Source organism: Paenibacillus rhizolycopersici (assembly GCF_014947195.2).
Taxonomy (GTDB): Bacteria; Bacillota; Bacilli; order Paenibacillales; family Paenibacillaceae; genus Fontibacillus; species Fontibacillus rhizolycopersici.
The window spans coordinates 145,396-170,538 of sequence record NZ_JADCNN020000002.1 but is presented as its reverse complement, the minus strand read 5'-3'; the positions used below and the strand labels follow the sequence as shown (position 1 = coordinate 170,538).

15 protein-coding genes and 1 pseudogene are annotated in these 25,143 nt (G+C 52.6%); 11 read left to right on the top strand and 5 right to left on the bottom strand.

The genetic code is table 11. The features are described from left to right. Positions 1 to 81: 81 nt before the first annotated feature. A pseudogene (locus IM700_RS23525) lies at positions 82 to 144 on the bottom strand (zinc-ribbon domain-containing protein); the annotation flags it as partial. A gap of 239 nt (positions 145 to 383) precedes the next feature. Here IM700_RS23525 and IM700_RS03070 point away from each other — a divergent pair. From IM700_RS03070 to pulA, 8 genes are all read left to right on the top strand, one after another. Then, complete coding sequence (locus IM700_RS03070; protein ID WP_193416874.1) at positions 384 to 3,935, top strand: DUF6359 domain-containing protein; 3,552 nt, start codon at positions 384 to 386, stop codon at positions 3,933 to 3,935. 178 nt (positions 3,936 to 4,113) lie between these two features. Continuing rightward, positions 4,114 to 5,106 (top strand): LacI family DNA-binding transcriptional regulator, encoded by a 993-nt coding sequence (locus IM700_RS03065; RefSeq protein ID WP_167521258.1) that lies wholly within the window; start codon positions 4,114 to 4,116, stop codon positions 5,104 to 5,106. Positions 5,107 to 5,139: 33 nt separating this feature from the next. Next, the gene (locus IM700_RS03060; protein WP_193416741.1) at positions 5,140 to 6,867 is read left to right on the top strand and encodes a glycoside hydrolase family 13 protein; all 1,728 of its coding nucleotides are present in this window, start codon (positions 5,140 to 5,142) and stop codon (positions 6,865 to 6,867) included. Between the two features lie 12 nt (positions 6,868 to 6,879). After that, positions 6,880 to 8,166: an extracellular solute-binding protein gene (locus IM700_RS03055; RefSeq protein ID WP_155607493.1), complete on the top strand. Its 1,287-nt coding sequence runs from the start codon at positions 6,880 to 6,882 to the stop codon at positions 8,164 to 8,166. A gap of 64 nt (positions 8,167 to 8,230) precedes the next feature. Then, positions 8,231 to 9,100 (top strand): carbohydrate ABC transporter permease, encoded by an 870-nt coding sequence (locus IM700_RS03050; RefSeq protein ID WP_155607492.1) that lies wholly within the window; start codon positions 8,231 to 8,233, stop codon positions 9,098 to 9,100. A gap of 12 nt (positions 9,101 to 9,112) precedes the next feature. Continuing rightward, positions 9,113 to 9,937, top strand: a complete 825-nt coding sequence (locus IM700_RS03045; protein WP_155607491.1) for a carbohydrate ABC transporter permease — start codon at positions 9,113 to 9,115, stop codon at positions 9,935 to 9,937. 175 nt (positions 9,938 to 10,112) lie between these two features. Further along, a complete protein-coding gene (locus tag IM700_RS03040) occupies positions 10,113 to 12,227 on the top strand; it encodes an amylo-alpha-1,6-glucosidase (protein ID WP_204801112.1) in 2,115 nt (704 codons plus the stop codon). 6 nt (positions 12,228 to 12,233) lie between these two features. Beyond that, positions 12,234 to 14,258 carry a type I pullulanase gene (gene pulA / locus IM700_RS03035; RefSeq protein ID WP_193416740.1) on the top strand — a complete coding sequence of 675 codons (2,025 nt, stop codon included), beginning with the start codon at positions 12,234 to 12,236 and terminating at the stop codon, positions 14,256 to 14,258. A 415-nt stretch (positions 14,259 to 14,673) separates the two neighbouring features. On the opposite strand, the gene IM700_RS03030 is transcribed toward pulA, so the two are convergent. From IM700_RS03030 to IM700_RS03015, 4 genes are all read right to left on the bottom strand, one after another. Beyond that, positions 14,674 to 16,998, bottom strand: coding sequence for a family 65 glycosyl hydrolase domain-containing protein (locus IM700_RS03030; protein ID WP_193416739.1), 2,325 nt, complete (start codon positions 16,996 to 16,998; stop codon positions 14,674 to 14,676). Positions 16,999 to 17,134: 136 nt separating this feature from the next. Beyond that, positions 17,135 to 17,794 carry a beta-phosphoglucomutase gene (gene pgmB / locus IM700_RS03025; RefSeq protein WP_155607489.1) on the bottom strand — a complete coding sequence of 220 codons (660 nt, stop codon included), beginning with the start codon at positions 17,792 to 17,794 and terminating at the stop codon, positions 17,135 to 17,137. 108 nt (positions 17,795 to 17,902) lie between these two features. Next, the gene (locus IM700_RS03020) at positions 17,903 to 18,940 is read right to left on the bottom strand and encodes a LacI family DNA-binding transcriptional regulator (protein ID WP_155607488.1); all 1,038 of its coding nucleotides are present in this window, start codon (positions 18,938 to 18,940) and stop codon (positions 17,903 to 17,905) included. 262 nt (positions 18,941 to 19,202) lie between these two features. Next, positions 19,203 to 20,945 (bottom strand): alpha-glycosidase, encoded by a 1,743-nt coding sequence (locus IM700_RS03015; RefSeq protein WP_193416738.1) that lies wholly within the window; start codon positions 20,943 to 20,945, stop codon positions 19,203 to 19,205. A 615-nt stretch (positions 20,946 to 21,560) separates the two neighbouring features. Here IM700_RS03015 and IM700_RS03010 point away from each other — a divergent pair. The 3 genes from IM700_RS03010 to IM700_RS03000 all read left to right on the top strand — a co-directional run bounded on the left by IM700_RS03010 (position 21,561) and on the right by IM700_RS03000 (position 25,113). Next, positions 21,561 to 22,880, top strand: a complete 1,320-nt coding sequence (locus IM700_RS03010) for a sugar ABC transporter substrate-binding protein (protein WP_193416737.1) — start codon at positions 21,561 to 21,563, stop codon at positions 22,878 to 22,880. Between the two features lie 89 nt (positions 22,881 to 22,969). Beyond that, complete coding sequence (locus IM700_RS03005) at positions 22,970 to 24,271, top strand: carbohydrate ABC transporter permease (protein WP_193416736.1); 1,302 nt, start codon at positions 22,970 to 22,972, stop codon at positions 24,269 to 24,271. Continuing rightward, a complete protein-coding gene (locus IM700_RS03000) occupies positions 24,268 to 25,113 on the top strand; it encodes a sugar ABC transporter permease (protein WP_155607477.1) in 846 nt (281 codons plus the stop codon). The genes IM700_RS03005 and IM700_RS03000 overlap by 4 nt, the downstream gene beginning before the upstream one ends. The last annotated feature ends 30 nt before the right edge of the window (positions 25,114 to 25,143 follow it).

Below are 25,143 nucleotides of genomic sequence, written 5' to 3'. Positions count from 1 at the left end.
TCGTCCTTGTTGAGGATTTAACGGGGGGAAGAGTTGGGTGAGCAGGATATCCTCCCTTTCACTGCTCGGCTTCGCCGGGGAACCGCAACTAGCGCAAAAACGATCTTCTTCATGTAGGACATTCCCACAGTTGGTGCAGTACATAGACAGCCTCCGTCCAGATAACTTCGTAGATGGTTTTCGTATAGTTCGGAAGAACTATACCTGAGATGTTTATCGGAGGATCAAGGCGTTGGGTTTAGACTTGTATGTCTTTTAGCTCAAAATGTCCAGAATCGGTGATTTTACATTATTTTTACGACAAGGAAATAATCTGCAATTTTATAATAAATATGATGAGAGGGTAGTCCAATTAATAGGCGAATAGGGAGGAATCGATGACTATGGGTAAGGGCAACGTCAAAGCTAGGCGCAACAGATGGCTGAGTCTCTTATTGGCCGGAGCGATGATCGCAACCGGTCTGCCGGGATGGGCACCACAGGCGGCAGCGCAGTCTGCCGATCCGTCAATAGCGGCGGAAGTAACGGAAAGAACCGTTGATGACGGTGCGGGGCAGCCGCTTGATTCGGAAGTACAAGTGCCGGGCAGCGAGTTGCCGTCCGATCTATCGGATGGAGGTGTACCGCAGACCGAGGCGGTTTCGGAAGCTGGCACAGCACCGGACAGCGTTGAGGCATCCCTGCAGGTTGCAGCCGATTCGCTCAGCGTTGCTGCAGCGATCGCGAAAGGGAATAGCGGTGAAGCTGTCGAAGTGGCCGGTATTATCGTTGGTCATGCGACGGGTTCACTCACCGCGGATTTCGACGCTCCCTTCGGAAACGACTTCAACTTTCTCATTGCCGATGCGGCCGGGGAGCGGGACAAAGCCAAGCTCATTGATGTTCAGGTGCCTTCCGGCTTAAGAGCGGAGTTCGGTCTGCAAAGCCATCCGGATTTGATCGGGAAATCGGTGGTCGTATCGGGATCTCTTGCGGCATACAACAATTTTCCAGGGTTAAAAAGCGTATCGACAATTTCATTATCACAGACTCAACCGGAAGATCCCGGCGAAGACCCTGGCGAGGATCCCGGCCAAGGACCGGATCCGGGTGAAACTCCGCAGTTACCGGACGGTACCGGCAAGAAGGTGCTGTTTGACAATGCTCACGGCCAAACCGCCGGCGCAGCGGACTGGGTTATCGATGGGGGGTTCTCGGATTTTGCCGAGGGACTGCGGGCGGCTGGTTTTGCGGTAGAGTCGCTGGATCGCCCGAGCCCCTACCATTTTGGGGAAACGGCGATCACCTACGAGGCTTTGCAACCTTACGATGTCTTCGTTATTCCCGAAGCGAACGTACCCTTCAAAGCAACTGAACAAGCGACGTTGGTACAATACGTGGAAAATGGCGGAGCCGTTTTCTTCGTCTCGGACCATTATAATGCCGACCGAAACAAGAACCGCTGGGACGCTTCAGAGGTGTTTAACGGCTATCGCCGTGGAGCTTATGAAAATCCAGCCAAGGGGATGACGGCCGAGGAAGCAAACTCGCCTGCGATGCAGGGATTGAATAGCTCCGACTGGTTGGCCGATAACTTTGGCGTTCGTTTCCGTTATAACGCTCTTGGCGACGTCAATGCAGCAGATATCGTCACCCCGTCGCAATCGTTTGGTATCACGGCCGGTGTAGAAGCCGTCGCCATGCATGCGGGGTCAACCGTGGCGATTCTTGATCCACAGAAAGCCAAGGGGCTTGTCTACGTCCCGACCGGCGTTCCGGCTTGGGGGAATGCGGTTGACGAAGGAGTCTATGACGGAGGCGGCCGGGCGGAAGGTCCTTATGCTGCCATCGCCAAGCTAGGCCTCGGCAAAGCGGCCTTTATCGGCGATTCTTCGCCGGTAGAAGATGCAACGCCGAAATACGTGCGGGAAGAGAATGGCCAAAAGAAAACGACGTATGACGGATTCAAGGAAGTCGACGACGGCTTGTTCCTGGTGCAAACCGTGAAATGGCTGGCGTACGACGAGAACTACACCTCCTTTGGCGAGGTACCGGGATTAACGCTGGACGTGCCGACGGTGGTGGGTGCTGACGAGGAACCAGCCGCCACAACGGAACCGCAGCCGGAACCTTGGTCGCAGCCGGCCGCCGGATACAAATGGTATGATCCGGCGACCTTCAAACCGGGATCTTACGGCTCGTCGCAAGCGCCAGAAACGGAGCCGGTGTTTGCTTTCGTACATCAAACGCAGCTGCCAAGCCAGCAGGAGTTCCAACTCCGTGTAACGGCGGACGGCTTGACACCGGGGCAGACGGAGTCCGATTTGCGCGTGGGCATTTACTTAGCGGGCGGAGAGCAAATTGCCCGGTTCAAGAATGCCGACGGCAGCTGGTCGGATTACAACTACAGTCCGGCGTTTTCTTTCACGGGTAACGCCCAAGGGCATGCATCCAAAGACTTGACTGTACAGCTGAAACCGGGGGTGACGGCCACAAGCGCCAATTTGCGTTTGAAGCAAGGCAGTGCGAATGAGATCACGAAGCAAATCGAAATTGCAAACGTGGATGCCGAGCCTTTGCCAGGCGATCATCCGCCGGTGCCGGAGCTGAGCACGATAGCTGCGATTCGCGGGGCGGCGGAAGGGACGGTTGTTACGGCACAGGGGGTGATTACCTCCGAGCCGGGTGTGTTCGGCGGTCAGGGTTTTTATTTACAGGACGAGACGGCTGGAGTTTATGTCTTTCAAACGGCAGCGGGTTACCATGCCGGAGATCTGGTCCGAATCAGCGCAACCCGAACGTTGTACAACGGTGAAGTGGAGCTGGAGAATCCGGTGCTGATCGAAAAGCTAGGCACGGCCCCGCTGCCGCAGCCGTTAGTCCAAGAGGCGGTGACGGACGCCAATCAAGGGCAATTCATCACCTTAACGAACGTGGAGGTGCGTGACGTTGTCGCTGCCGTGCCAACCGGTTCTTTTGAATTCAACGCCGTCCGGGATGACGGGAGTTCGACGCGTGTACGCTTCGACGGGAGAACCGGTGCGGCGATGGATGCTTTTACGGCGTTGTACCCTGCAGGCACGCGCGTGGATATTAGCGGAATCGCTTCGGTGTTCCGGGGAACGTACCAACTGAAGCCGCTCGCCTTGGCCCACGTTGTGCCTAGCGCGGTGGAAGCGGATCTAACCGCTCCGGTGACGGAAAGCAATATTACGGGGATTGAAGGCGCTGACGTTTATAACCAAACGGAAGTCACCGTGGCTTTTTATGCGGAGGATGAAGGAGGCAGCGGATTGGACCGGACCGAGTTCCGGGTGAATGGCGGGGAGTGGACTTCCTATGCCGATCCGCTGGTACTGACGGCCGACGGCAAGTATACCATTGAATACCGCTCCATGGATAAGGCGGGGAACCAGGAAGCCTCCAAGTCGCTGTATATCAATGTAGATCGCCTGGCGCCCGAAGTGACGTTCGGGGGAGACAGTCAAGTCCTGCAGGTTGCTTCGAGCGTTCCGTTCACCATTGCCGTCCATGACGCGGTCAGCGGCTCGAAATCTACGGCCTACCGGCTTGACGGTCGCAGCATCTCGGGGATCGCGGAAATCGTTCCGTTCTCCCTGGCGGTCGGCACGCACAAGCTGGCGGTTCAAGCAACGGATGCGGCGGGACATACCGCTACGGTGGAGTTTGCGTTCAAGGTTACGATCGACATTGCCCATCTGGACGAACTGGTGGATTTGGGCAAGGAGCACGGCTATTTCAAAACCAAAGGCACGGCCACTAGCCTGCTAGCTCAAATTACTTCTCTGCAAAAAGCGAAAACTTCGCTGGAGCGCGACATTAAACTGAAAGCGCTGAAGTTGACCATTAACGTCCAAAGCGGCCTGACTATTAAGGAAAGCTTCGCCAAGCTGATGCTTAAGGATTTGGAGGTTATCGGAGGGAAGGCGGCGTAGTCTTCGCTGCCATGGTTTATGAAAAAGTCGCTCAGGAGCACACTCCTGGGCGACTTTTTTTGCCCTGCCATAGGTCCACTCCGGAAGGGAACGGTACGAAAAAACCAGGCTTGCCAAGAATGAAAGCGTTTTGTATAATAAGTTATGCAACCGGTTGCAGGTTAAGGAGAGATCAATCGTGTCTAAGATAACTATTCAGGAAATTGCAATTTTGGCGGGTGTAAATAAGGCGACCGTATCGCGGGTGATTAACGGGAATCGGAACATTTCCGAGAAAACCCGGAAGAAGGTCGAAGACATCATGAAGCAGTATAACTATGTCCCCAATTCCATCGCGCGCGGATTGGCGACGAACAAGACGTTTACGGTCGGCTTTTGTTTTGACTACACCAATAAACAGGCCTATGCCAACCCGTTTTTTTACAAAGTCCTTCAGGGAATTGAAGAGGTTGTATACGATCGTGATCACATGTTCCTAATGATGAGCGATCATGACGGGAAAAGCGACAGATCCACGTTTGAGCGCGTGGTGGTTGAGCACCGGGTTGACGGCGTCATTATTCCCAATACATTGCTCAATGAGCGGAATTATGAACTGCTTGCCAAACATAATATGCCTTTTGTGGTGTCCGGAGAAAACACGCTGCCTCAAGTGGACGTACCTTGGGTGGATATCGACAACGTTCAGGCCGGCCGGGTCTTGACCGAGCATCTGTTGAATTTAGGCTGCCGTAGCATCATGATTTATGCCGGCGGGTCAGCCGCTCTGCGGGACAAATTCCTGTCCGATCGCCTGACCGGTTATCGGGAAGCGATGCGGCAACATCATTTGGAAGCTCAGGTGATTGAGCATGCCGATCTTTTAAAATCGTTTCATGATCCTCAGGAATATGCATCTGAAGGGCAACGGCCCGATGCTTTGATCTGCTGCACGCATGAACAGCTTTTTGAGATATTGGACTGGGAGAACGGCAATCCTCTACTAGCGGAGCTTGCTTTGGCTACATTCGATAGCTTCCCGATGTCCAAATACCTGAAATACCCGGTGCATTTCGTGGAAATTGATCTGGAAATGATGGGAAAGCAGGCGGCCCAAATGTTATTTTCGTTGATGAATAAAGAACCGGGAGTTCCGCCATCCATATCGATTCGGACGCAAATCGGAAAATGATTGAACAAACTAAACATAAGAGGTAATAAGTTGATGACCCAATATCTGTATCACGAACCGGTAGTGGATGCTACCCTAATTTCTCTTAACGAGCTGGAAGTTCGCCTGAAGCTTCCTGCCGAGGCTGCTCAGGTGACGTTAAACTACTGGAATAAATATAAACCGGAGTACGGCATCCGAAAGCAAACGATGACGCTGTGGGCGGAATCGGGAGAATTCAAGTATTATCGTACGATATTGACGGGTATGGAATCTCGCATTCGGTACCTTCAATATAAATTCGAGTTTGAAGAAAAGGGGGAATCCTATTGGCTGGGTGCCGAGGGATTGCAAAAGTCCGAGGGAACCAAAGGTAGCTATTCCTTCGCTTATGCGGGAGATCGCGATGTGGTGAGTTCTCCGGTATGGATCAAGGAACGGGTTTGGTATCAGATCTTCCCTGAACGATTCTGTAACGGGGATCCCGGAAATGACCCGGACTCTACGGAACCCTGGGGGAGCGTGCCGACCCGGGACAATTACATGGGAGGTGATCTGCGAGGCATCATTCAACAATTGGATTATTTGAGTGGTTTGGGCATTAACGCGCTGTATCTGAATCCTATATTTGCGGCCACGTCGAATCATAAATACGACACGGTGGATTACTTTCAAATCGATCCGCAATTCGGGACGGTGCATGACCTGCAAGAGCTTGTCCGAAAATGCCATGAACGCGATATCAAGGTGATCCTCGATCTTGTTATCAATCATTGCGGATTCTATCATCCCTATTTTCAGGATGTCGTGCAAAAAGGGGAGGATTCGGTTTACAAAGACTGGTTCTATATTAACCAATACCCGATCCAACGGAGCGAGGACGGTTACGACTCAGTCGGTTATTATCAATGGATGCCTAAGCTGCGGACATCGAATCCCGATGTTCAGCGATACGTATACGATATCGTTTCCTTTTGGCAGAAGGAGACGGGGATCGACGGCTGGAGAATCGATGTCGCAGATGAGGTGGAGATCAGCTTCTTGCGGGAGCTGAAATCCTATGTCAAGAAATTAAATCCTAACGCTATCATTATTGCAGAAATTTGGGACGATGCCAAGCGCCTGATGGCGTCCGGTGGCGTCGACAGCGTGATGAACTATGAGCTGAGAACGGCCTTGTTCGACTATTGCCTGGATCGCTCCCTGACGCTTGCCGAGTTCCACTCCAGACTTGTGAACTTACTGCATCGTTATTCCTTAGCAGAACTAGATCAGATGTTTAACTTACTGGGAAGCCACGACACAGAGCGGATTTTGACTCGCTGCGGGAACGACGAAAGCAAATTGCGGCAGCTACTGGCATTTCAATTCTTCTTGCCGGGCAATCCTACCGTTTATTACGGGGACGAACTGGGAAATACCGGGGAGAATGATCCGGGATGCCGCGGAAGTATGCCATGGCATCTCGTCCCGGCGGAAACACCGTTGTTTAGGGAGTTCCGCAGCTGGATTCGTCGTAAAACGACGAATCCGGTGTTGCAGCACGGGCTCACGGAACTCAGATACCGGGAAGGTTCGGAGTGTTACGTCATTCGGCGTTACGCTGAATCTGGGGAAGCGGTGCTGCTGATCAATTTTTCGCCGGAACCGTTGGAGTTGGACGCCGTGTTGAAGCGGTTTGATTTGAACGTCGAGTATTTCATTCATAATTCGGATGATACCGGGCGCTTGCCGGCGACGATTGGCCCCGGAGAAACGATGGTATTCCAAAAACGGGATTAAGGAGATCGACCTATGATAAATAAATGGAGTAAACTATTGCCAATTTTGCTTGCCGTGATCTTGGTCTTAGCAGGCTGCGGATCCAAGGACAAGCAAGGGGCTGCTAACAGCGCAGGTTCGGGAGATACAAAGCCCGACAAGGAAGTCACTTTAACGTTCTGGCATCATTATAGTACCGCATCACCGGAAGAGAAGACGCTGAAAGAGGTGCTCATCCCGAAATTTGAGGAGGAAAATCCCGGGATTAAGGTCAAGCCTGTTGCCTTCACGTGGGAGGACCTGCATAAGAAATTGCAAATCAGCGGCAGTGCCGGCGAATTGCCGGACGTAGCCCGGTTGGATATCATCTGGGTTCCGGAGTTCCAGAAGAGCGGATTGCTGCAGCAGCTTGATGCATTCGAAGATTTTGCCGAGGTTTCCGGCGGCCTGCTGGAAGGACCTCTTTCGACAGCTAAAGTAGGCGACCATTATTACGGACTTCCCTTAAATACGAATACCAAGGTCTTGTTCTGGAATAAGGAGATGCTGACGCAAAGCGGAGTAGAACAAGCGCCGGAAACCACGGAACAGTTCTTTGAAGCCTTGGGCAAAATTAAAAGCAAGTATGAAAAAAGCTGGGGGTTCGGCGAACCGGCCCTTCAAGGCTGGAATATCCTGCCGTGGATTTGGAGCAACGGGGGCGACGTGCTCTCGCCGGACTTCACGACGGCTGACGGCTACTTGAACAGCCCGGCTACGGTAGACATTATCACGAAACTCAAAACTGCTTTCGCAGCCGGACAAATTTCCGGGTTCAAGCCGGGAGATGTTGCAGTTACGGAAGGACATGCGAGCGGAAGCTACGCCATGATGGCGGAAGGCCCGTGGGCAGTTGCCCAATTCCAGTCGCAGTTCCCTGATTTTGATGTGGAAATGGCTTCCTTTCCAAAAGGGTCAACGGGATCTATTCAGGTACTGGGCGGAGAAGATATCGGGATCTTTAGTAAAGACAAGCAAGAGGAATCCTGGAAATTCGTGAAGTTCATGGTATCGGAAGCCGCACAGGTCGAAATGGGCAAAATCGGCCAAATTCCAGTCAATCTCGCTTCGATGGAGAATGCTGATGTAAAGGCGATCGATTATTATCCGCCGTTTCTTGAACAACTGAAGACGGCAAAGGCGCGCCCTCCGGTGAGCGCTTGGCCGCAAATCGACGGTGTCATCAACGATGCAATGAGCAAAATTTTCATGACGGATGCGGATGTGAAGACGGAGCTGGATGCGGCTGCAAGTGCCATCAATGCTTTGTTAAAGGATTAGTCAATTCTCGGGAGGGCGTCTTCCGCATGGGAGGCGCTCCCTTCTACGAAGGAGTCAACACGACATGCGCAAAAAACACGGAGCAGCTGGATACTTGTTCTTCTTGCCCGGATTTCTATTTTTTGCCCTATTTATTCTCTACCCGTTGATCCGGAATTTGATCTACAGTTTTTATGATTTTCGGCTCACGAACATTCATCAACTTGATTTTGTTGGATTGGACAATTACAAGCATGTGTTCGGGGATGAAGTTTTCTGGATTTCGATCCGGAACATTTTCATCTACGGAATCATTTCCGTACCCGGCCAAATGATATTGGGGTTTCTGGTGGCTTACGCGCTTTACCAGAACCGTCCCGGGACCAAAACATTTCGGGTGCTTTACTTTTTGCCGGTCATTACGTCTTGGGTTGTCGCCTCGTTAATTTTTAAGTATGTATTTGCCGATCAAGGCTTTTTGAATTATGCGATTACGGATATGCTTCACCTTACGGACCGTACGATCAGTTGGCTAAGCGAACCGGGAAAAGCCATGATCGTGATCGGGGCGCTGGGCATCTGGAAAGGGGTCGGCTGGGCGATGGTCATCTACATGGCCGCACTGCAGGGAGTACCCAAAGATCAATATGAGGCGGCCTCCTTAGACGGCTGCAACGCTTGGAACCAAATCCGTTATATTACGCTGCCGTCGATTCGAAATACGACGTTTTTTATTCAAATGATGTTGATCATCGGCGCGTTTAATGTGTTTACATCCGTTTATCTCATTACCAATGGCGGGCCGCTGCACCAGACCGAAGTGATGTTGACGAGAATGTACCAAAAGGCGTTCTCCGAATACGATTTGGGCTACGCATCGGCGTTATCCTACGTGTTTGCGGTCATCATTGCCGGATTAACGTATGTACAGTTCCGTCTGAAGAAACAGGAATAGGGGGCGAACCATATGCGCTCGCTGAAAACATTTTGCGTCTACGTCTTGCTCGTTGCGGGCGGAGTAATCTCCATTTACCCGTTAGTGTATATGCTTTTGACCGCGCTCAAACCCATGACTCTGCTATTCGAATTTCCACCCCGGTTTTTGCCTTCGGAAATGACCTGGTCCAACTTCAGGGAGGCTTGGGGAAGCCAAAATTTCGCTCTGTATTTGTTGAACAGCGTTGGGGTGACGTTGGCTAGCTTCGCGCTCATTTTTCTGCTGTCTTCCATGCTGGCCTTTGCCTACTCTCGTTTTGACTTTAAGGGAAAAGGTCTGAGCTTTGCGATCATCATGGGCGGCTTGGTAATCCCGAGTTTGACGCTGCTGATCCCCCAATTCGTCCTGATTCGTCAGCTCGGTTTGTTCGATTCGCGGTGGGGACTCATCGTCGTATACGCTGCCGGCGCCATTCCGTTTACCACCTTCCTGCTTAAGGGCTTCTTCGACTCGATTTCCCGCGACATCGATGAATCGGTCGAGATGGAAGGAGGAGGCGCTTGGACGTTGTTCGCTTCGATCATCTTGCCTCTCTCTAAGCCGGCATTTGTTCCGGCCACCATCTTTAACGCACTGACGGTGTGGGAGGAATTCCCTTGGGCGCTGACCATCATCAATGATCCGCTAAAACGGACATTGCCGATCGCGTTGGCAAATTTTCAAGGGCAATATACGACGCAATGGGGCATCGTGTTCGCAGGTTCGCTGATCGCCGTGCTCCCGATTATTTTGCTGTTTCTGCTGCTCCAGCGATACTTTATCGCCGGGATTACGGCCGGGGCGGTGAAGGGGTAGACTATGCCTGCCAAGCTCGATTCACCTGATTGTGCAAACGATTGACCTAACCTTAAAAACGGTGATATAATCCTGCAAATAGAGGAAAGTAAACGTTTACTAGCCTAAGCGTGGGCAACGTTGGTTTGGAGCAGTTGTTCGCTTCGCTGGAAAGCGGAAGGAGAGAGCTTGGCATATGGAGAACGAGTTCATGCAAGGAGCAATCGAGGAAGGCGGTGCCTTCGTCAAGGAGTTGGCAAACGATCGGGCCTATGTCCTGGGACGCAACGCATGGAGGACAATCGAGGAAGGGAACGAGCGGGAGTGGCTGATCGGTAATGGCATCGGCGGATATGCCAATCATTCTGTACCGGGCGGCGGTTACCGGATGTCGCATGGTTATTTGGTGGCTTCGGCGAAAGCGCCGGTGAACCGGATGCTGGTGTTTACGCGTTCGCAAGAGCAGGTGGACATCGGTGACCGCAGCTATGACCTGACTTCCCAACAATACATCAACTGGCAAAAAAACGGACAACGCCATCTGCGCCGCTTCAAGCTGGATACTGTGCCGGAATACGATTACCAGGTCGAAGACGTGCGTATCGTCAAAACGATCGCACTGGAGTACGGCCACAATACGGTCGCGGTTTGTTATGACATCACCGGGGGCAAGGAGCCGGCGCGAATCAAGCTGGTTCCGCTGTTTAATTACCGTTCGCCCGGGGATGTGTCCGAGAAAGGAAGTTTACGCTTCGAGAAGCAGCTGAAAGGTCGGTTGCTGCAGCTCATTCCCGAACGGGATCCGGCGGTGACGATCTCTTTCCTGGCTTCGGAAGGGGAGTTTCTGGATCGTTCCACGCTGCCCGTAACGATGGCGACACCGAATTATGTCATCGAAGAAGGGCATTATTACCCCTTCGAGAACCGGAACGGTTTTCTGGGCATCGACAATCACTATACGCCGTATGAAATTCAGGTGACCGTTGAGCCATATGAGCGTAAGAGAGTGTATCTCAAATGCTCCACTGAACCATTGGCCCTGGACGGAAAGGATGGCTTTACGATCGTGCGGGAATACCGCAAACGGATGGAGCAGCTCGTACAGACGGCCGGTTACGGCGATCGGCTGGCCAACCGCCTGGTGGAGGCAGCGGATCATTTTATCGTGGATCGGGAGTCTACCGGGTTGAAGACGGTTCTGGCAGGGTACCCCTGGTTCACCGATTGGGGTCGGGATACGATGATTGCGTTTCAAGGGGTAGCGCTGGCAACCAAACGATTCGCGGAAGCCCGTGAGATTTTGGAATCTTTTGCCCATTACGTGCGGCGCGGGCTCATCCCTAACATGTTCCCCGATGACGGTCAGGAGCCGCTTTACAACACGGTTGACGCCTCCTTATGGTATGTTCACTCCGTCTATGAATATTTGAAACATACCGGTGGGGAAGATGATTACAGGTTCATTCGCGACAAAATCTATCCGAAGCTGAAGGAAATCATCGCTGCTTACCGGGACGGCACGGACTTTTCCATTGGAATGGATGAGGATGGGCTGATTCATGCCGGCGGGGGCCTCGATCAGGTCACCTGGATGGACGTGCGAGTTGGCGAATGGGTGGTTACGCCGCGGCACGGCAAACCGGTGGAGATTAATGCGCTGTGGTACAACGCATTGCGGATCATGGCACATTTAGCGGAACGTTTTGAGGATAAGCTGCCATATGATGAATTAGCACAGATAGTGCAGGAATCGTTCTGCCGCAGGTTCTGGAACGAGGCGGATCAATGCCTTTACGATGTAGTGGACGTGCCGCAAGACGGCGGCGGCTTGGAAGATGACCCCTCGATTCGGCCCAACCAGATATGGGCGGTATCGCTGCCGTTTACGATGCTGCCTCCGGAACAGGAGAAGGCGGTTGTGGGAATGGTGTATCAGCATTTGTACACGCCGTATGGACTTCGGTCATTGTCCAACCGGGACCCACGGTTCCAGCCTCGCTATATCGGCAAGCTGATCGATCGGGACGGCGCCTATCATATGGGAACGACGTGGGCGTTCCCGCTTGGCGGGTTCATCACGGCCTATTGCAAAGTGAATGGCTACAGCCGGGAAGCCGTACGGACGGCGAAGGAGATGTGCAGCGTGTTTGAGGATCATATGCATGACGGCGGACTTGGCGGCATTGCCGAGATTTTTGACGGGGAGTTTGCCTGCACCGGGCGCGGTTGCTTTACGCAGGCTTGGAGCGTAGGCGAAATCCTTCGCGCTTATACGGAAGACGTGCTGCCGAATTTGACGGGATGGGAGTGATGAACGATGTCGGTACAAAAAGAATACCAAGGCACCATCGATTACGGAGATTTGGCGGTCACCGAGGGAATCTCGGTGTTTGACGCCGAGTTTGATGAGAAGTTCGACTATGATGGGGATGATCTGGGGGCGGTTTATTCGCCGGAGCAAACCCGGTTTCGCTTATGGGCGCCAACGGCTTCTGAGGCGAAGGTTGTTTTATACGACAGGTGGGACGGCAAGCCGGTGAATGAGCTGCCGATGCAGCGGGATGTACAAGGGACATGGACTCTTACGGTAGCGGAAGATTGCCGGGGATTATTATATACGTATCGCGTCAAGGTTGGGAAGCAATGGAATGAGGCGGCGGACCCTTACGCAAGAGCAGTGGGCGTGAACGGGGAGAAAGCGGCGATCCTCGATTTGCGGAGCACCGACCCGCAAGGATGGGAGCAAGATGTGAAGCCGCCGTTCGAATCGTCGGTGGATGCCGTGATTTATGAGCTGCATCTTCGCGATCTGTCGGTTCACCCTAGCAGCGGCATCCGCGAGAAGAGCAAATTCCTGGGCCTGGCTGAGGAAGGAACTCGGGGGCCGGACGGGATTCCGACGGGTCTCGACCACATCGCCGGGCTGGGCGTAACGCATGTGCAACTGCTGCCGATTTTCGATTACTCCCGAGAGAGCGTGGATGAAAGCCGTCTGGATGCCCCCCATTACAACTGGGGGTATGATCCGCAGAACTATAATGTGCCGGAAGGCTCCTACGCCACAGACCCTTATCTTCCGGCTGTCCGCATCGCCGAGCTGAAACACCTCATCCAGACGCTGCATGCTCGCGGGCTCCGGGTAATTATGGACGTGGTTTACAACCACGTATACGATGGGTACCTGATTCATTTTACCAAGCTGGTGCCGGGGTATTATTTGCGGTACAAGGCGGACCGGACGTTCTCGGACGGAGCGTTTTGTGGGAATGAGTGCGCCTCGGAACGGCCGATGATGACGAAATATATCGTTGATTCGATCCTGCATTGGGTACGCGAATACCATGTCGACGGGTTCCGCTTCGATCTGATGGGACTTATCGATATCGAGACGATGAATGAAATTCGCCGTCAACTGGACGAGATCGATCCTTCGATCCTGACGATCGGCGAAGGTTGGATGATGGAGACGGTGCTTCCCAAAGAGCGCCGGGCCAACCAGGATAACGCCGGGAAGGTACCGGGCATCGGCATGTTTAATGATGGGCTGCGGGATGCGGTGAAGGGGGATATTTTCATCTTTGACCGCAAAGGATTCATCAGCGCCGGCGAAGGCTTCGAGGACGGGGTGAAGCGCGGCGTAGCCGGGGGCATTGACTATGACGGGGCGGAGCTTCGACAATTTGCCGTTGAGCCGATTCAGTCGGTCAACTACGTGGAATGCCATGATAACCACACGTTATGGGACAAAATCGAGCTGTCCACGCCGGGCGCCTCGGACGACGAACGCCGGGCGATGCACCGGCTTGCCTCGGCGATCGTGCTGACGAGCCAGGGCGTCCCGTTCCTCCACGCCGGTCAGGAATTCCTGCGCTCGAAAGGCGGCGTGGAGAACAGCTACAAATCGCCGATCGAGATCAACTGGCTCGATTGGGAACGCTGCGCTGCGCATCAGGACGACGTGTCCTATATGCGCAGCCTAATCGCTTTGCGCAGAGCGCATCCCGCGTTCCGCCTGCGGACGGCGGACGAGATCCGCGCGCACTTGCGCTTTGAAGCAGCGCCGCCCCATGCGGTGGCGTATACGCTGCGCGACCACGCCGGTGGCGACCCGGACCGCCACCTGTACGTGCTCTACAACGCGAACCCCGGCGCGTTGTCGCTGGAGCTGCCCGCCCTCGGACCGTGGGAGGTCCGGTTCGGCGGCGAGCATGTGCTCGCGCTGCAAGCGGGCGCGAGCGGTAGCCCTGCAGCGGCTGCGGGCGCTGCAGCGGGGTTGCCTCCAGCCGGGGCACGGCTGGAGGTTCGCGGGGTCGGCGTCGTGGTACTCGCCGTCCCGCGGTAACCGCGCAAGGGCCAGGGGCGGGAGCCCCGCGGCCCTTGGGTTAGCGCCGCGGCGCAGCCCGGCGCTGGGGGGCTGGCCTGCGTCCAGCCCAGGTGGCTCGGCCGCTACAGGCATCGCCACGCTGCCGCGGCCCCAACAAATAAGGGTAAAAAATACCCTTATTTCTGCGAAAGGGCCTCTTTTGAACAAAATAGCGGTATTTTATGGCCTTATTTCTCCAGAGGAGCCCCCAAATGGGCGGTTTTGCCCCTGTCGGACAGAAATAAGGCCATTTTTTACCGTTAATTGTTCATCGCAACTCCAATCACCAGAAATAAGGCCATTTTTTACCGCTATTTCACTCGGGGCCGTACACGCCTCGCCTCACACAAAAAACAACCCCCACGGCCAAGCCGATGGGGGTTGTTACAATCGTTTAGCTTAGCGCCGAAGGCTCCAGACGCTGCGCTTGCACTTGGCTCTTCGCCGCGACCGTGTAGCTTTGGTCGTAGATGCGGATCGCCGCCGGTGCATCCGACTCGTTCGTAACGATGATGTTGTCCTCGGTTGCATTTACTTGCAACAGGGAACCGCGGAACATCACCTTGAACGAGAACGAGGTCCAGTGGGACGGGATGAACGGACGCAGCACCAGCTCGCCGTCGTTCACGCGCAGGCCGCCGAAGCCTTGCACGATCGCCATCCACGTGCCGGCCATACTGGTCGTATGGCAGCCGTCTTCCGTGTCGTTGTTGTAATTGTCGAGGTCCAGGCGCGCGGTGCGCAGGTACATCTCGTACGCCTTCTCCTGATATCCAAGCTCGCAGGCGAGGATCGCATGCACGCAAGGGGAGAGGGAGGACTCGTGGACGGTCATCGGCTCGTAGAAGTCGAAGTTACGTTTCTTCGTGTCCAGGTCATAACGGTCGCCGAGGAAGAACAAGCCCTGCAGCACGTCAGCCTGCTTAATGAAGCACGAACGCAGGATCCGGTCCCAAGACCAGTTCTGGTTGATCGGCAGATGCTTCGGATCCAGATCCTTCACAGCGATCAGCTCTTTGTCGAGGAAGCCGTCCTGTTGCAGGAATACGCCGCGCTCTTCATCGTATGGGTAATACATGTTGTCGATGATGTGCTGCCATTGCTTCGTTTCCGTTTCTTCCAGGCCCAGCTTTTCGACCAGTGCATGATAGTGTGCGGAATCCTGTGCTTTGACCTCGCCCAGCGCTTCCAGCGTGTATTCCATCGTCCAGACCGCGATCCGGTTCGTATACCAGTTGTTGTTGACGTTGTTCTCGTATTCGTTAGGTCCGGTTACGCCGAGCATCACGTATTTGCCCTTCGCCTGCGAGAAGTTCACGCGTTGCTCCCAGAAGCGGGAGATTTCCACGAGCACCTCGAGGCCATATTCGCCCAGGTAGGATTTATCGCCTGTATAATTTACGTAGTTAAAAATCGCGTAAGCGATCGCCCCGTTCCGATGGATTTCTTCGAACGTGATTTCCCACTCGTTGTGGCATTCCTCGCCGTTCATCGTGACCATCGGGTAAAGCGCACCTTTGGTAAAGCCCAGCTTGCGAGCGTTCTCCTTGGCTTTCTCCAAGTGTTTATAGCGGTAGATCAGCAAATTGCGGGCGATGTCGGACTCGGCCGTGCTGAGGTAGAACGGCAGGCAATACGCTTCCGTATCCCAGTAGGTGCTGCCGCCGTATTTTTCCCCGGTGAAGCCCTTCGGTCCGATGTTCAGACGGTCGTCCTCGCCGCTGTAGGTTTGGTTCAATTGGAAAATATTAAAGCGGATCGCCTGTTGCGCCGATACGTCGCCGTCGATGATGATGTCGCTCATTTCCCATTTCTTTGCCCAGGCTTCGGCTTGCTCGCGTTTCAGCGTATCGAACCCGGCTTGCTTCGCAGAGCGGAGCGCTTCCGTTCCGGCCTTCACCAGATCGCCCAATCCGTGATCGCGAGAGGTCACATTCGCTACATATTTGAACAACGTAACCGTTTCGTTCGCAGAAGCGGTAACGGCAACTTCGGCGGAGACGAATTTCTCCTGTTCGTGGAACGCGGGAGTCAGCTCCAGGCGTTTCCCGCCTTGCTCCACATCAAACGCCATGATCGATGTCACGTGGAAGTCGAGTTTTTTCGTCTTCACGGTCAAGTAGGAGAGGTCGGCACCGGCGGATTTCTCCACCTCCAGCCAGAATTTCTCCTCATAGTTGGAGTCCTTGTTCTTCACATCCCCATCGAGATAAGGCGCAAAACGAAGCTCACCACTGAAATTCAACGGCGTCACGGCATAACGGATCGCCCCGATTTCATGGCGTACGATGCTGACGAAACGCACGGATTCCACTGCCAGTTCTTTGCCGTCCTTCATGACGGCGGTAAAACGGCGGGAGAGAGTACCTTCCTTCATGTTGAGCTCGCGGACGAAATCCTTGACCTGACACTCGGCCAAATCCAGCGCCACGCCGTCCACGAACACGCCGATGCCGATCCAGTTGGTGCTGTTGAGCACTTTGGCGAAGTATTCGGGATAGCCATTTTTCCACCAGCCCACTCGCGTTTTGTCCGGATAATACACGCCGGCCATATAGCTGCCTTGCAGGGAAGGACCGCTGTATTGCTCCTCGAAGTTTGCACGCTGGCCCATATATCCGTTGCCAATGCTGAAAATGCTTTCAGAAATTTCATGATTCGCCGGATCAAAGGATTCCTCCAGGATGGACCAAGGATCCACTTTTAAATACTGTTTCACTCTAACCGCTCCTTTAGTCTTTCTAATAGATTATTTATGCAAAAAAAGAACGAGAGCTATTCGCCGTAAGAGACTCGCTTTTTATTGGCGAATGGCGAGTCACGTTGCTCGAAGCTGTACTATGGGCCTCTTATGCTTACTCGGCAGCCAGCTGCTGAAGCAGGGCAACCGAAACGTCGCCTAGCGAAGAGACTACTCGGTTGGCGTCGCCAAGCGTTGCCGGCGATCCGATGCCGATGCAGCGCATGCCGGCACGACGAGCAGCTTCGATTCCGGCTTCCGCATCTTCAAATACGACGCAAGCTTCCGGGGGAACGCCAAGTTCCGAGGCGCCGAGCAGGAATACCTCAGGGTCGGGTTTGGCGCTGGAAGTGCGAGTACCGTCGATAATCGCATCGAAGTACGGCGTCAGCCCGGTGTTTTGCAAAATGATCGGCGCGTTCTTGCTGGCCGACCCCAGTGCGGTCTTCAGCCCGTTTTCACGGCATTGCTGCAGGAACTCGAGCGCCCCCGGCAAAATTTCCGACGCATCCATCCGGGAAATGTATTCGACGTACCAGTTGTTTTTGCGTTCGGCCAGCTCCTGCTTCACGTTGTCTTCCAGCTGAAGGCCGCCAACACCAAGCAAAATGTCCAACGAAGCCATGCGGCTTACGCCCTTGAGCTTCTCATTATCCTGTTCCGTGAATTCAAAGCCAAGTTCCGCAGCTAGCCGTTTCCAGGCCAGAAAATGATACTTCGCGGTATCGACGAGCACGCCGTCGAGGTCAAACAAACAAGCTTGAATGGGATTCATAACCAACCTCCTGTAAGGTCATCGATTAGCGCAAACGTTTGAACAAAAGGTGAAAAATAAAGGAAGCTTCAGCTCCCATTTATTTTCACCAACAGGTCCATGCGTCCCTTAGGATTTCTTGGGGACCGAATACATGGACGAATCGCGGACGATCAGGCGGTGCGGAATGATCTGCCGCTTCGGATACACCTTGTCGCTGTTGTTTTGAATCGATTGAATCAACACCTGAGAAGCGGTGTAACCTAAGTTGTAAATGCCGATATCCATGCTGCTGAGCGGTGGCGTAGAAAGCTCCGACAGCGGGATATTGTTGAAGCTGACCAGGCACAAATCTTCAGGCACTTTGAATTTCAGTTCATGCAAGCCGCGAAGCACGCCAAAGGCTACAACATCGTCAATCATGACCAGAGCCGTCGGACGGTCTGGAAGATTCATGAAGAACGACATGGCCCGATAGCCGCTGTCCTGTAAAAACTCACCTTCGACAATCCATTCGGGCCGGCACTCCAAGCCTGAATCTTTGAGCGCATCCTGATAGCCCTTCAACCGGTCTTTGGAGACGACGAGCTCCGGCGGTCCGCTGACGAACCCGATTCGTTCATGTCCCAAGGCGATCAAATGTTTTGTGGCGTCGTATGACGCCTGGATATTATCATTATCCACCGTTAAAATATCAGGATATTCCTCGCTGCGTCCGATCAACACGAACGGGTGACCCCCCTCATGGAGGAAATCGATCACCGGATCGTTCTGCCGTGAATACAGCAAAATGACCCCGTCCACCCGGCGTCCGTTCAAAAGTCTGGAGACGCTTTCGAGTTCTTCCTTCTCATTGGCTCCGGAGCTGATGAGCACATCATAGCCTAGGCGGCTGGCCTGGGTTACGATGCCGCGGATCAGTTCCATGAAGAAGAAGTTCGAGAATAATTCCTCGGCGGACTTTGGCAGCATGATGCAAATACTGTTTGTCGTTTTGGAGACCAAACTCTTGGCCATGATGTTTGGATGGTAGCCAAGCTGGTCCATAATGAGCTTCACTTTGCGCGAGGTTTCCGCGCTGATTCTGGGGTGATTGGACAGCACCCGGGACACGGTAGAGGGCGATACTCCGGCCTTTTTGGCAACATCCTTAATGGTGACAGCCATAAAAAACCTCCTCTGTGGAACCGTTTGCTTTACACTGTAATATTAATCTAAAGAAAACGGAAAGTAAATAGAGAATCTGGGGATAAATCGCATACATCCGCCTTGTGATCAGGGTTTTTTCATCGAAATTAAACATCATTGGGAGTAAATAACTGTTCGGATTGCGCAAACGATTTACCCCAAAAAAACGACCGGCCATTTCCAGAAGGAATTAGGCCGGCCACAAAAAAAGTGAAGCTTGATTTAGCGTAGGAAGGATCGTTTACGCCAGAGTCAACACGGCATAACCGTAAGCCGGAAGCTTAACGGCGAGCTTGCCGTCGTTCGTGCCGTAGGTTTGACCGCTGAAGGCGTCGCGCCAAGCTTGCCCCGCCGCAGGAACCTCGAGGATCTGTCCGGCATCGTAGTTGTTCAACAGGACAAGCACTTTCTCCCCGTTCAATACGCGTTCATACGCGAGCTTCGAGCCTTCCTTCTCTGCGAGCAGGAATTTCAGGCTGCCGGTGCGCAGCGGAGCGAGCTGCTTGCGAACGGCGATCAGCTTCTGGTAGAACGCGAACAAGTCGCGATCCTGACGTTTCGGATCCCACTCCATGCACTTGCGGCAATCGGGATCCTGCCCGCCGTCAAGGCCAACTTCGTCCCCGTAATAAATGCAAGGCGTTCCGCTGTAAGTAAACTGGAACAGGGCCGCCAGCTTCATTTGGGCTTTGTTGTCTTTGCATAACGTCAACAGGCGAGGGGTATCGTGGCTATCGAGCAGATTAAATGCCACTTCACTTGCCTGAAGAGGGTATCGGGACAACTGCTTGCCGATCGCATTGGCGAAACCTTCGGCATCGAGCGTGCCGCGCACGACGAAATCAAGCACGGCTTCGGTGAACGGATAGTTCATCACGGCGTCGAATTGGTCCCCTTGCAGCCAGCCGGAGGATTCGTGCCAAATTTCGCCCAAGATGTAGGCGTCTGGGTTAGCAGTTTTTACCGTTTTGCGGAAATCGCGCCAGAAGGCATGATCCACTTCGTTAGCTACGTCCAGCCGCCAGCCGTCGATTCCGACTTCCTTAATCCAAAACTCGGCGACTTTCAACAAGTATTCTTTGACTTCCGGGTTTTCGGTATTCAATTTTGGCATTAGCGGTTCGAACGCAAACGTATCATAGGTTGGTACGCCGTCCTTCACTTGCAGAGGGTATTCGCGCACGTAAAACCAGTCTTTGTAGCGGGATTTTTCGCCCTTTTCCATCACGTCCACGAAGGGAGCAAACGTCTTACCGGAGTGGTTGAACACCGCGTCGAACAACACCTTGATGCCGCGTTCATGACAAGCCTGCACTAGCTTCTTGATCGTGGAGATGTCCCCGAAATGCGGATCGATCTTCATATAATCGGCTGTGTCGTACTTGTGGTTGGTTGTCGCTTCAAAGACCGGGGTGAAGTAGATTCCTGTAATGCCCAGTTCACTTAAGTGATCAAGGTGATCGATGACGCCTTGCAGATCTCCGCCAAAGAAGTTATCCCGTTCCGGCTTGCCGCCCCAAGGCAATGCCCCTTTCGGATCGTTGCTCGGGTCGCCGTTTGCAAAGCGTTCCGGGAAGATCTGATAGAAGATGGCATCCTTCACCCATGCAGGCGGCGTGAACACGTCGATCGGATTAATGAACGGGAACTCGAACAGCCGTTCAGGACCAGCCGGACGTTCCTTCGTAAATTCGCTTTCCGTCATCCAGATTTGCTCTTCGCCGGATTTCAGCAGGAAGCCGTATCTCGTCCGGCGCAGCGGCGGTTGATAAGCGCATTCCCAGTAGTCGAACATTTCGTCGCTGATCATGAGGGTCATCGGAATCAGCTCTTTGCTTTGATCCCACATGTATTTGTCTCCAACAAAAGCATAAACCTCGGTGAGATCGTTCTTCTTGGCCCGCAGGCGCAAATGGAGTGTTCTGTTGTCGTAAGCATAAGTCCAATTGAGTTTGGGACGATGATACACGGCCTCGAGTAACATAATAAATTCCTCCTAAATCGGTTTTTAGATCGCTTCGTCCGCCAGGCTCCGTCCCGGCTGTTTTGTGCATAAGCAAAAAAAGCACATCCAAGCCAAGTAACGGGCCGAGGATGTACCTTTCGATAACAGCGCCTTCAACTTATTGAACCGAGCGGCAAAGCTAGTATTGCTCTCATTGATCCGGATTATAACACTGTTCAAACCATTGCACAAGACAGAAGCACAAAGAGAGTTGTATTGAATGAAAGTATGGAAGTAATCGTAGACAAAAAGGACAAATACCGCTTGATACATAGGGGGAAAACGCGAAAACATGCCTCGAATGCTAGTGTATGGCAAGGTCGTGAATACATAAAAAATGCGAATATCGGAGAAAATAAAAGAGAGAAGGAGAAAAGAAATGATTTACCCCCAGTTTAGGACTGTGCAAACGTTTTTACAAGTAGCATGCCATGATGTATGATGTGTTACGTGGATAAAGCGCTTTCGGGCGGGAAATGCTAAACTATTGGAGATAGAAGTCACAACGGCGAAATAGTTTCAAGCACTTTCTGAAAACGTTTGCGCAAAATTCTTGAAAAACGTCTATATAAACATTTAGGAGGGGTTATTGTAATGAAGTTCAAAAAAGCATTGACCTTGGTTGCGGCGCTGTCCTTGGTTATTTCCATCACAGCTTGCGGATCGAATAATAACGGTGGCAACAACGGAAGTGCGAATGCTCCGGCGAACCAAACCGAAAACACTGGAAATGCGGGAACTGACAATGCTTCCGCAGAGTCGATCGTTCCGGAAGACGGCGCGGAACTGGTCGTTTGGGAAAGTAAAGAAGAGAAAGTATTTACAGAAGAAATCGCCAAACAATTCACGGAGAAATACGGCGTAAACGTAAAAATCGAAGAAGTAGCTCCAACCGATCAAATCGGTAAATTGACGCAAGACGGACCATCCGGTCTCGCTGCCGACGTTCTGATCGTTCCTCACGATCACTTGGGCAACGCTGCAACCTCCGGTCTGATTTTGGCGAACGACGTGTTTGCCGAAGAAACGACGAAGAACAATACAGAAGCTTCGATCCAAGGCGCAACTTTCGACGGTACGCTCTATGGTTATCCGCGGGCAGCCGAAACGATGGCTCTGTATTACAATAAATCGATCCTTCCCGAAGCGCCAAAAGACTTCAGTGACGTTATAGAGTTTAGCAAAACGTTCACCGACAAGTCGAAGAATAAATACGGCATCATGTGGGAAGTTGGGAACATGTACTTTAACTATCCGTTTATTGCCAGCACGGGAGGCTACCTGTTCGGCGATAATGGCACAAACCCTGACGATATCGGCTTAACCACCGATGGAGCCATCGAAAGTATGAAAGTGTTCCAAAGCTTGAAAGAAATTCTCCCGATCAATAGCGGCGACATCAACCCGGACATTAAACGCAGCTTGTTTAACGAAGGCGACGTAGCAATGGACATCAACGGTCCTTGGGAATTGGCCGGCTACAAGGCAGCTCTCGGCGACAACCTGGGTCTGGCTCCTTATCCGTCCATTAACGGCAAAACGGCGATCACTTTCTCCGGGATTAAAATTTGGGTCGTGAACTCCTTTACGAAATACCCGAACGCAGCGAAATTGTTCGCGAACTTTGCTTCCACGAAAGACGCTCAATTGTTGCTGAACGAAAAAGTTGGCGCAGTACCTACGAACCTTGAAGCGCTGGAAACTGATCAAATCAAAAACGATCCTTACGTATCGGCGTTTGCTGAGCAAGCGAAGAACTCGCAGCCAATGCCTTCTATTCCGGAAATGGCTAACGTATGGGCTCCTGTAAATGCGGCACTGCCGGAGATTTGGAATAATAATGCCGATCCGAAAGAAGCTATGGAAAAGGCCGCAACGCAAATTAAGGATTTGAATAACGGAGCGGCTGAATAAGTAAACGACGTACGAGGAAAGCGATCTGCCCGCCGCTGTTAGCGGCGGGTCATTCCTTAATTTCCCGTAGGAGAGGAGAAGGAAGGGAAATGGACCGACACAAGAGAAACGCGACGATCCTGTCGATACTGTGCATGGGGCTCGGTCAGCTGTATAATCGGCAGATCATCAAAGGTTTGTTGATGATGCTGATTGAAGCGTTCGGGATCACTTATTTTATTCGTAATTTGGGCAATGCGGTTTGGGGTATGATTACGCTTGGCGAAGTGCCTAGAATGCTTGTCAAAGGAAAATGGGTGGATGGAGATCACTCTATTTTCATCATGATTCAGAGCTTGATTACCTTACTGTTCTTGGCGGTGTTCATTCTTGTATACGTCATGAACGTCAGAGACGCCCGCAAAATCGGGGAAGAGAGAGATAAAGGCAAGAAGTCAAATAACTTTAAGCAATCGGTTCGCTATGTGCTAGATTATAAATTTGCTGTTGCTTTTTTGAGTATCCCCGCTGTCGGGATTTTATTTTTTACCGTGATGCCGATCATCTTTATGATCTTGCTCGCGTTTACCAACTACTCGGCGCCGAAGCACATTCCGCCAGCCATGCTGGTTGATTGGGTCGGATTCGGAACGTTTAAGAATCTGGTGGCGCTAAAAACCTGGAGCCATACCTTTTACGGCGTCTTAACCTGGACGATTATCTGGGCGATTTTGTCGACGATAACGACTTATTTCGGCGGGTTGCTTGTGGCCTTGCTTATCAATCAGAAGGGCATTCGCTTTAAGGGGCTATGGAGAACGATTTTAATTCTTCCTTACGCCATTCCGCAGCTGATTTCGCTGCTTGTCATGAGAAATATGTTTAATGGCCAGTTTGGTCCGATTAACCAATACCTCGGATATTTCGGGCTAGGCGGATTACCGTGGTTGACTGACCCGTTCTGGGCGAAGGTTACGGTCATCGTCGTCAATATGTGGGTCGGGATTCCGGTTTCCATGCTGCTGATCCTGGGCGTGTTGACCACGATTCCGAAGGATCTGTACGAAGCGGCCGAAGTGGACGGAGCTACCGGATATCAGAAGTTCAGAATCGTTACGCTTCCGATGATCCTGTTCACGACCGCACCGACGCTCATTACTCAATTTGCCGGTAATATCAACAACTTTAACGCCATCTTCCTGCTAACGGGCGGTGATCCGGTCAAAGGCGATTATCAATACGCCGGGGCTACCGACCTCCTGGTTACGTGGCTCTACAAACTGACCTTGAACCAAAACAAATACAACATGGCCTCTGCTATCGGGATCATTATTTTCATCATTATCGCTTCGTTCTCGATTTACAACTACCGCAGAACCAAGTCGTTTAAAGAGGAGGATATGATCCAATGAGCGGACGGAAAATACGAAACGCGATTCGGCTGGGTGCCAGTTACGTGATGCTGGTTATACTGTGCATTGCCGCCGTTTACCCGGTGCTATGGGTCGTCTTCGGTTCTTTGCGGCCAGGTAAATCGCTATATAGCAAAACGCTGATTCCGGAGAAGTTTACGTTTGATCATTATACCGAACTATTTACATCGAAAACGTATTTGTTTGGCACCTGGTACTTAAATACGCTGAAAATCGCTGTTTTCTCCATGCTCCTGGGCGTGCTGCTGACACTGCTCACCAGCTATGCGTTATCCCGGTTTCGGTTCCGTGGACGCAAAACGGCGCTATCCGGCATGCTTGTTCTGGGGATGTTCCCGGGCTTCATGAGCATGATCGCCATTTACTTGCTGCTCAGGGAGCTGCAGCTTCTCGATACGCATATAGCGCTGATTATCGTGTATGCGGCAGGGGCCCCGCTCGGCGGTACGTTTATCGCGAAGGGCTTTCTCGATACGATTCCGCGATCGCTCGATGAAGCGGCGCGGATTGACGGCGCCAGCAACTTCCTGATCTTCCGGCGCATCATTCTCCCGCTGTCCAAGCCGATGCTGACTTATATGGCGTTAACCCAGTTTGTCGGTCCATGGGTTGACTTTATCTTTGCTCGGCTCGTGCTGCGGACGAAGGAAAACTGGACGCTGGCGGTTGGCATGTGGGATATGGTCAGCAGTAACCAAAACAGTAACTTTACCTTGTTTGCTGCAGGGGCAGTTCTGATCGCACTGCCGATTACCATCCTGTTCATGTTCCTACAGCGGTTGCTTGTTGACGGCCTAACATCAGGCGCTAGCAAAGGATAACGCAGCAAGAGAGAATAGACACCCGGGTAT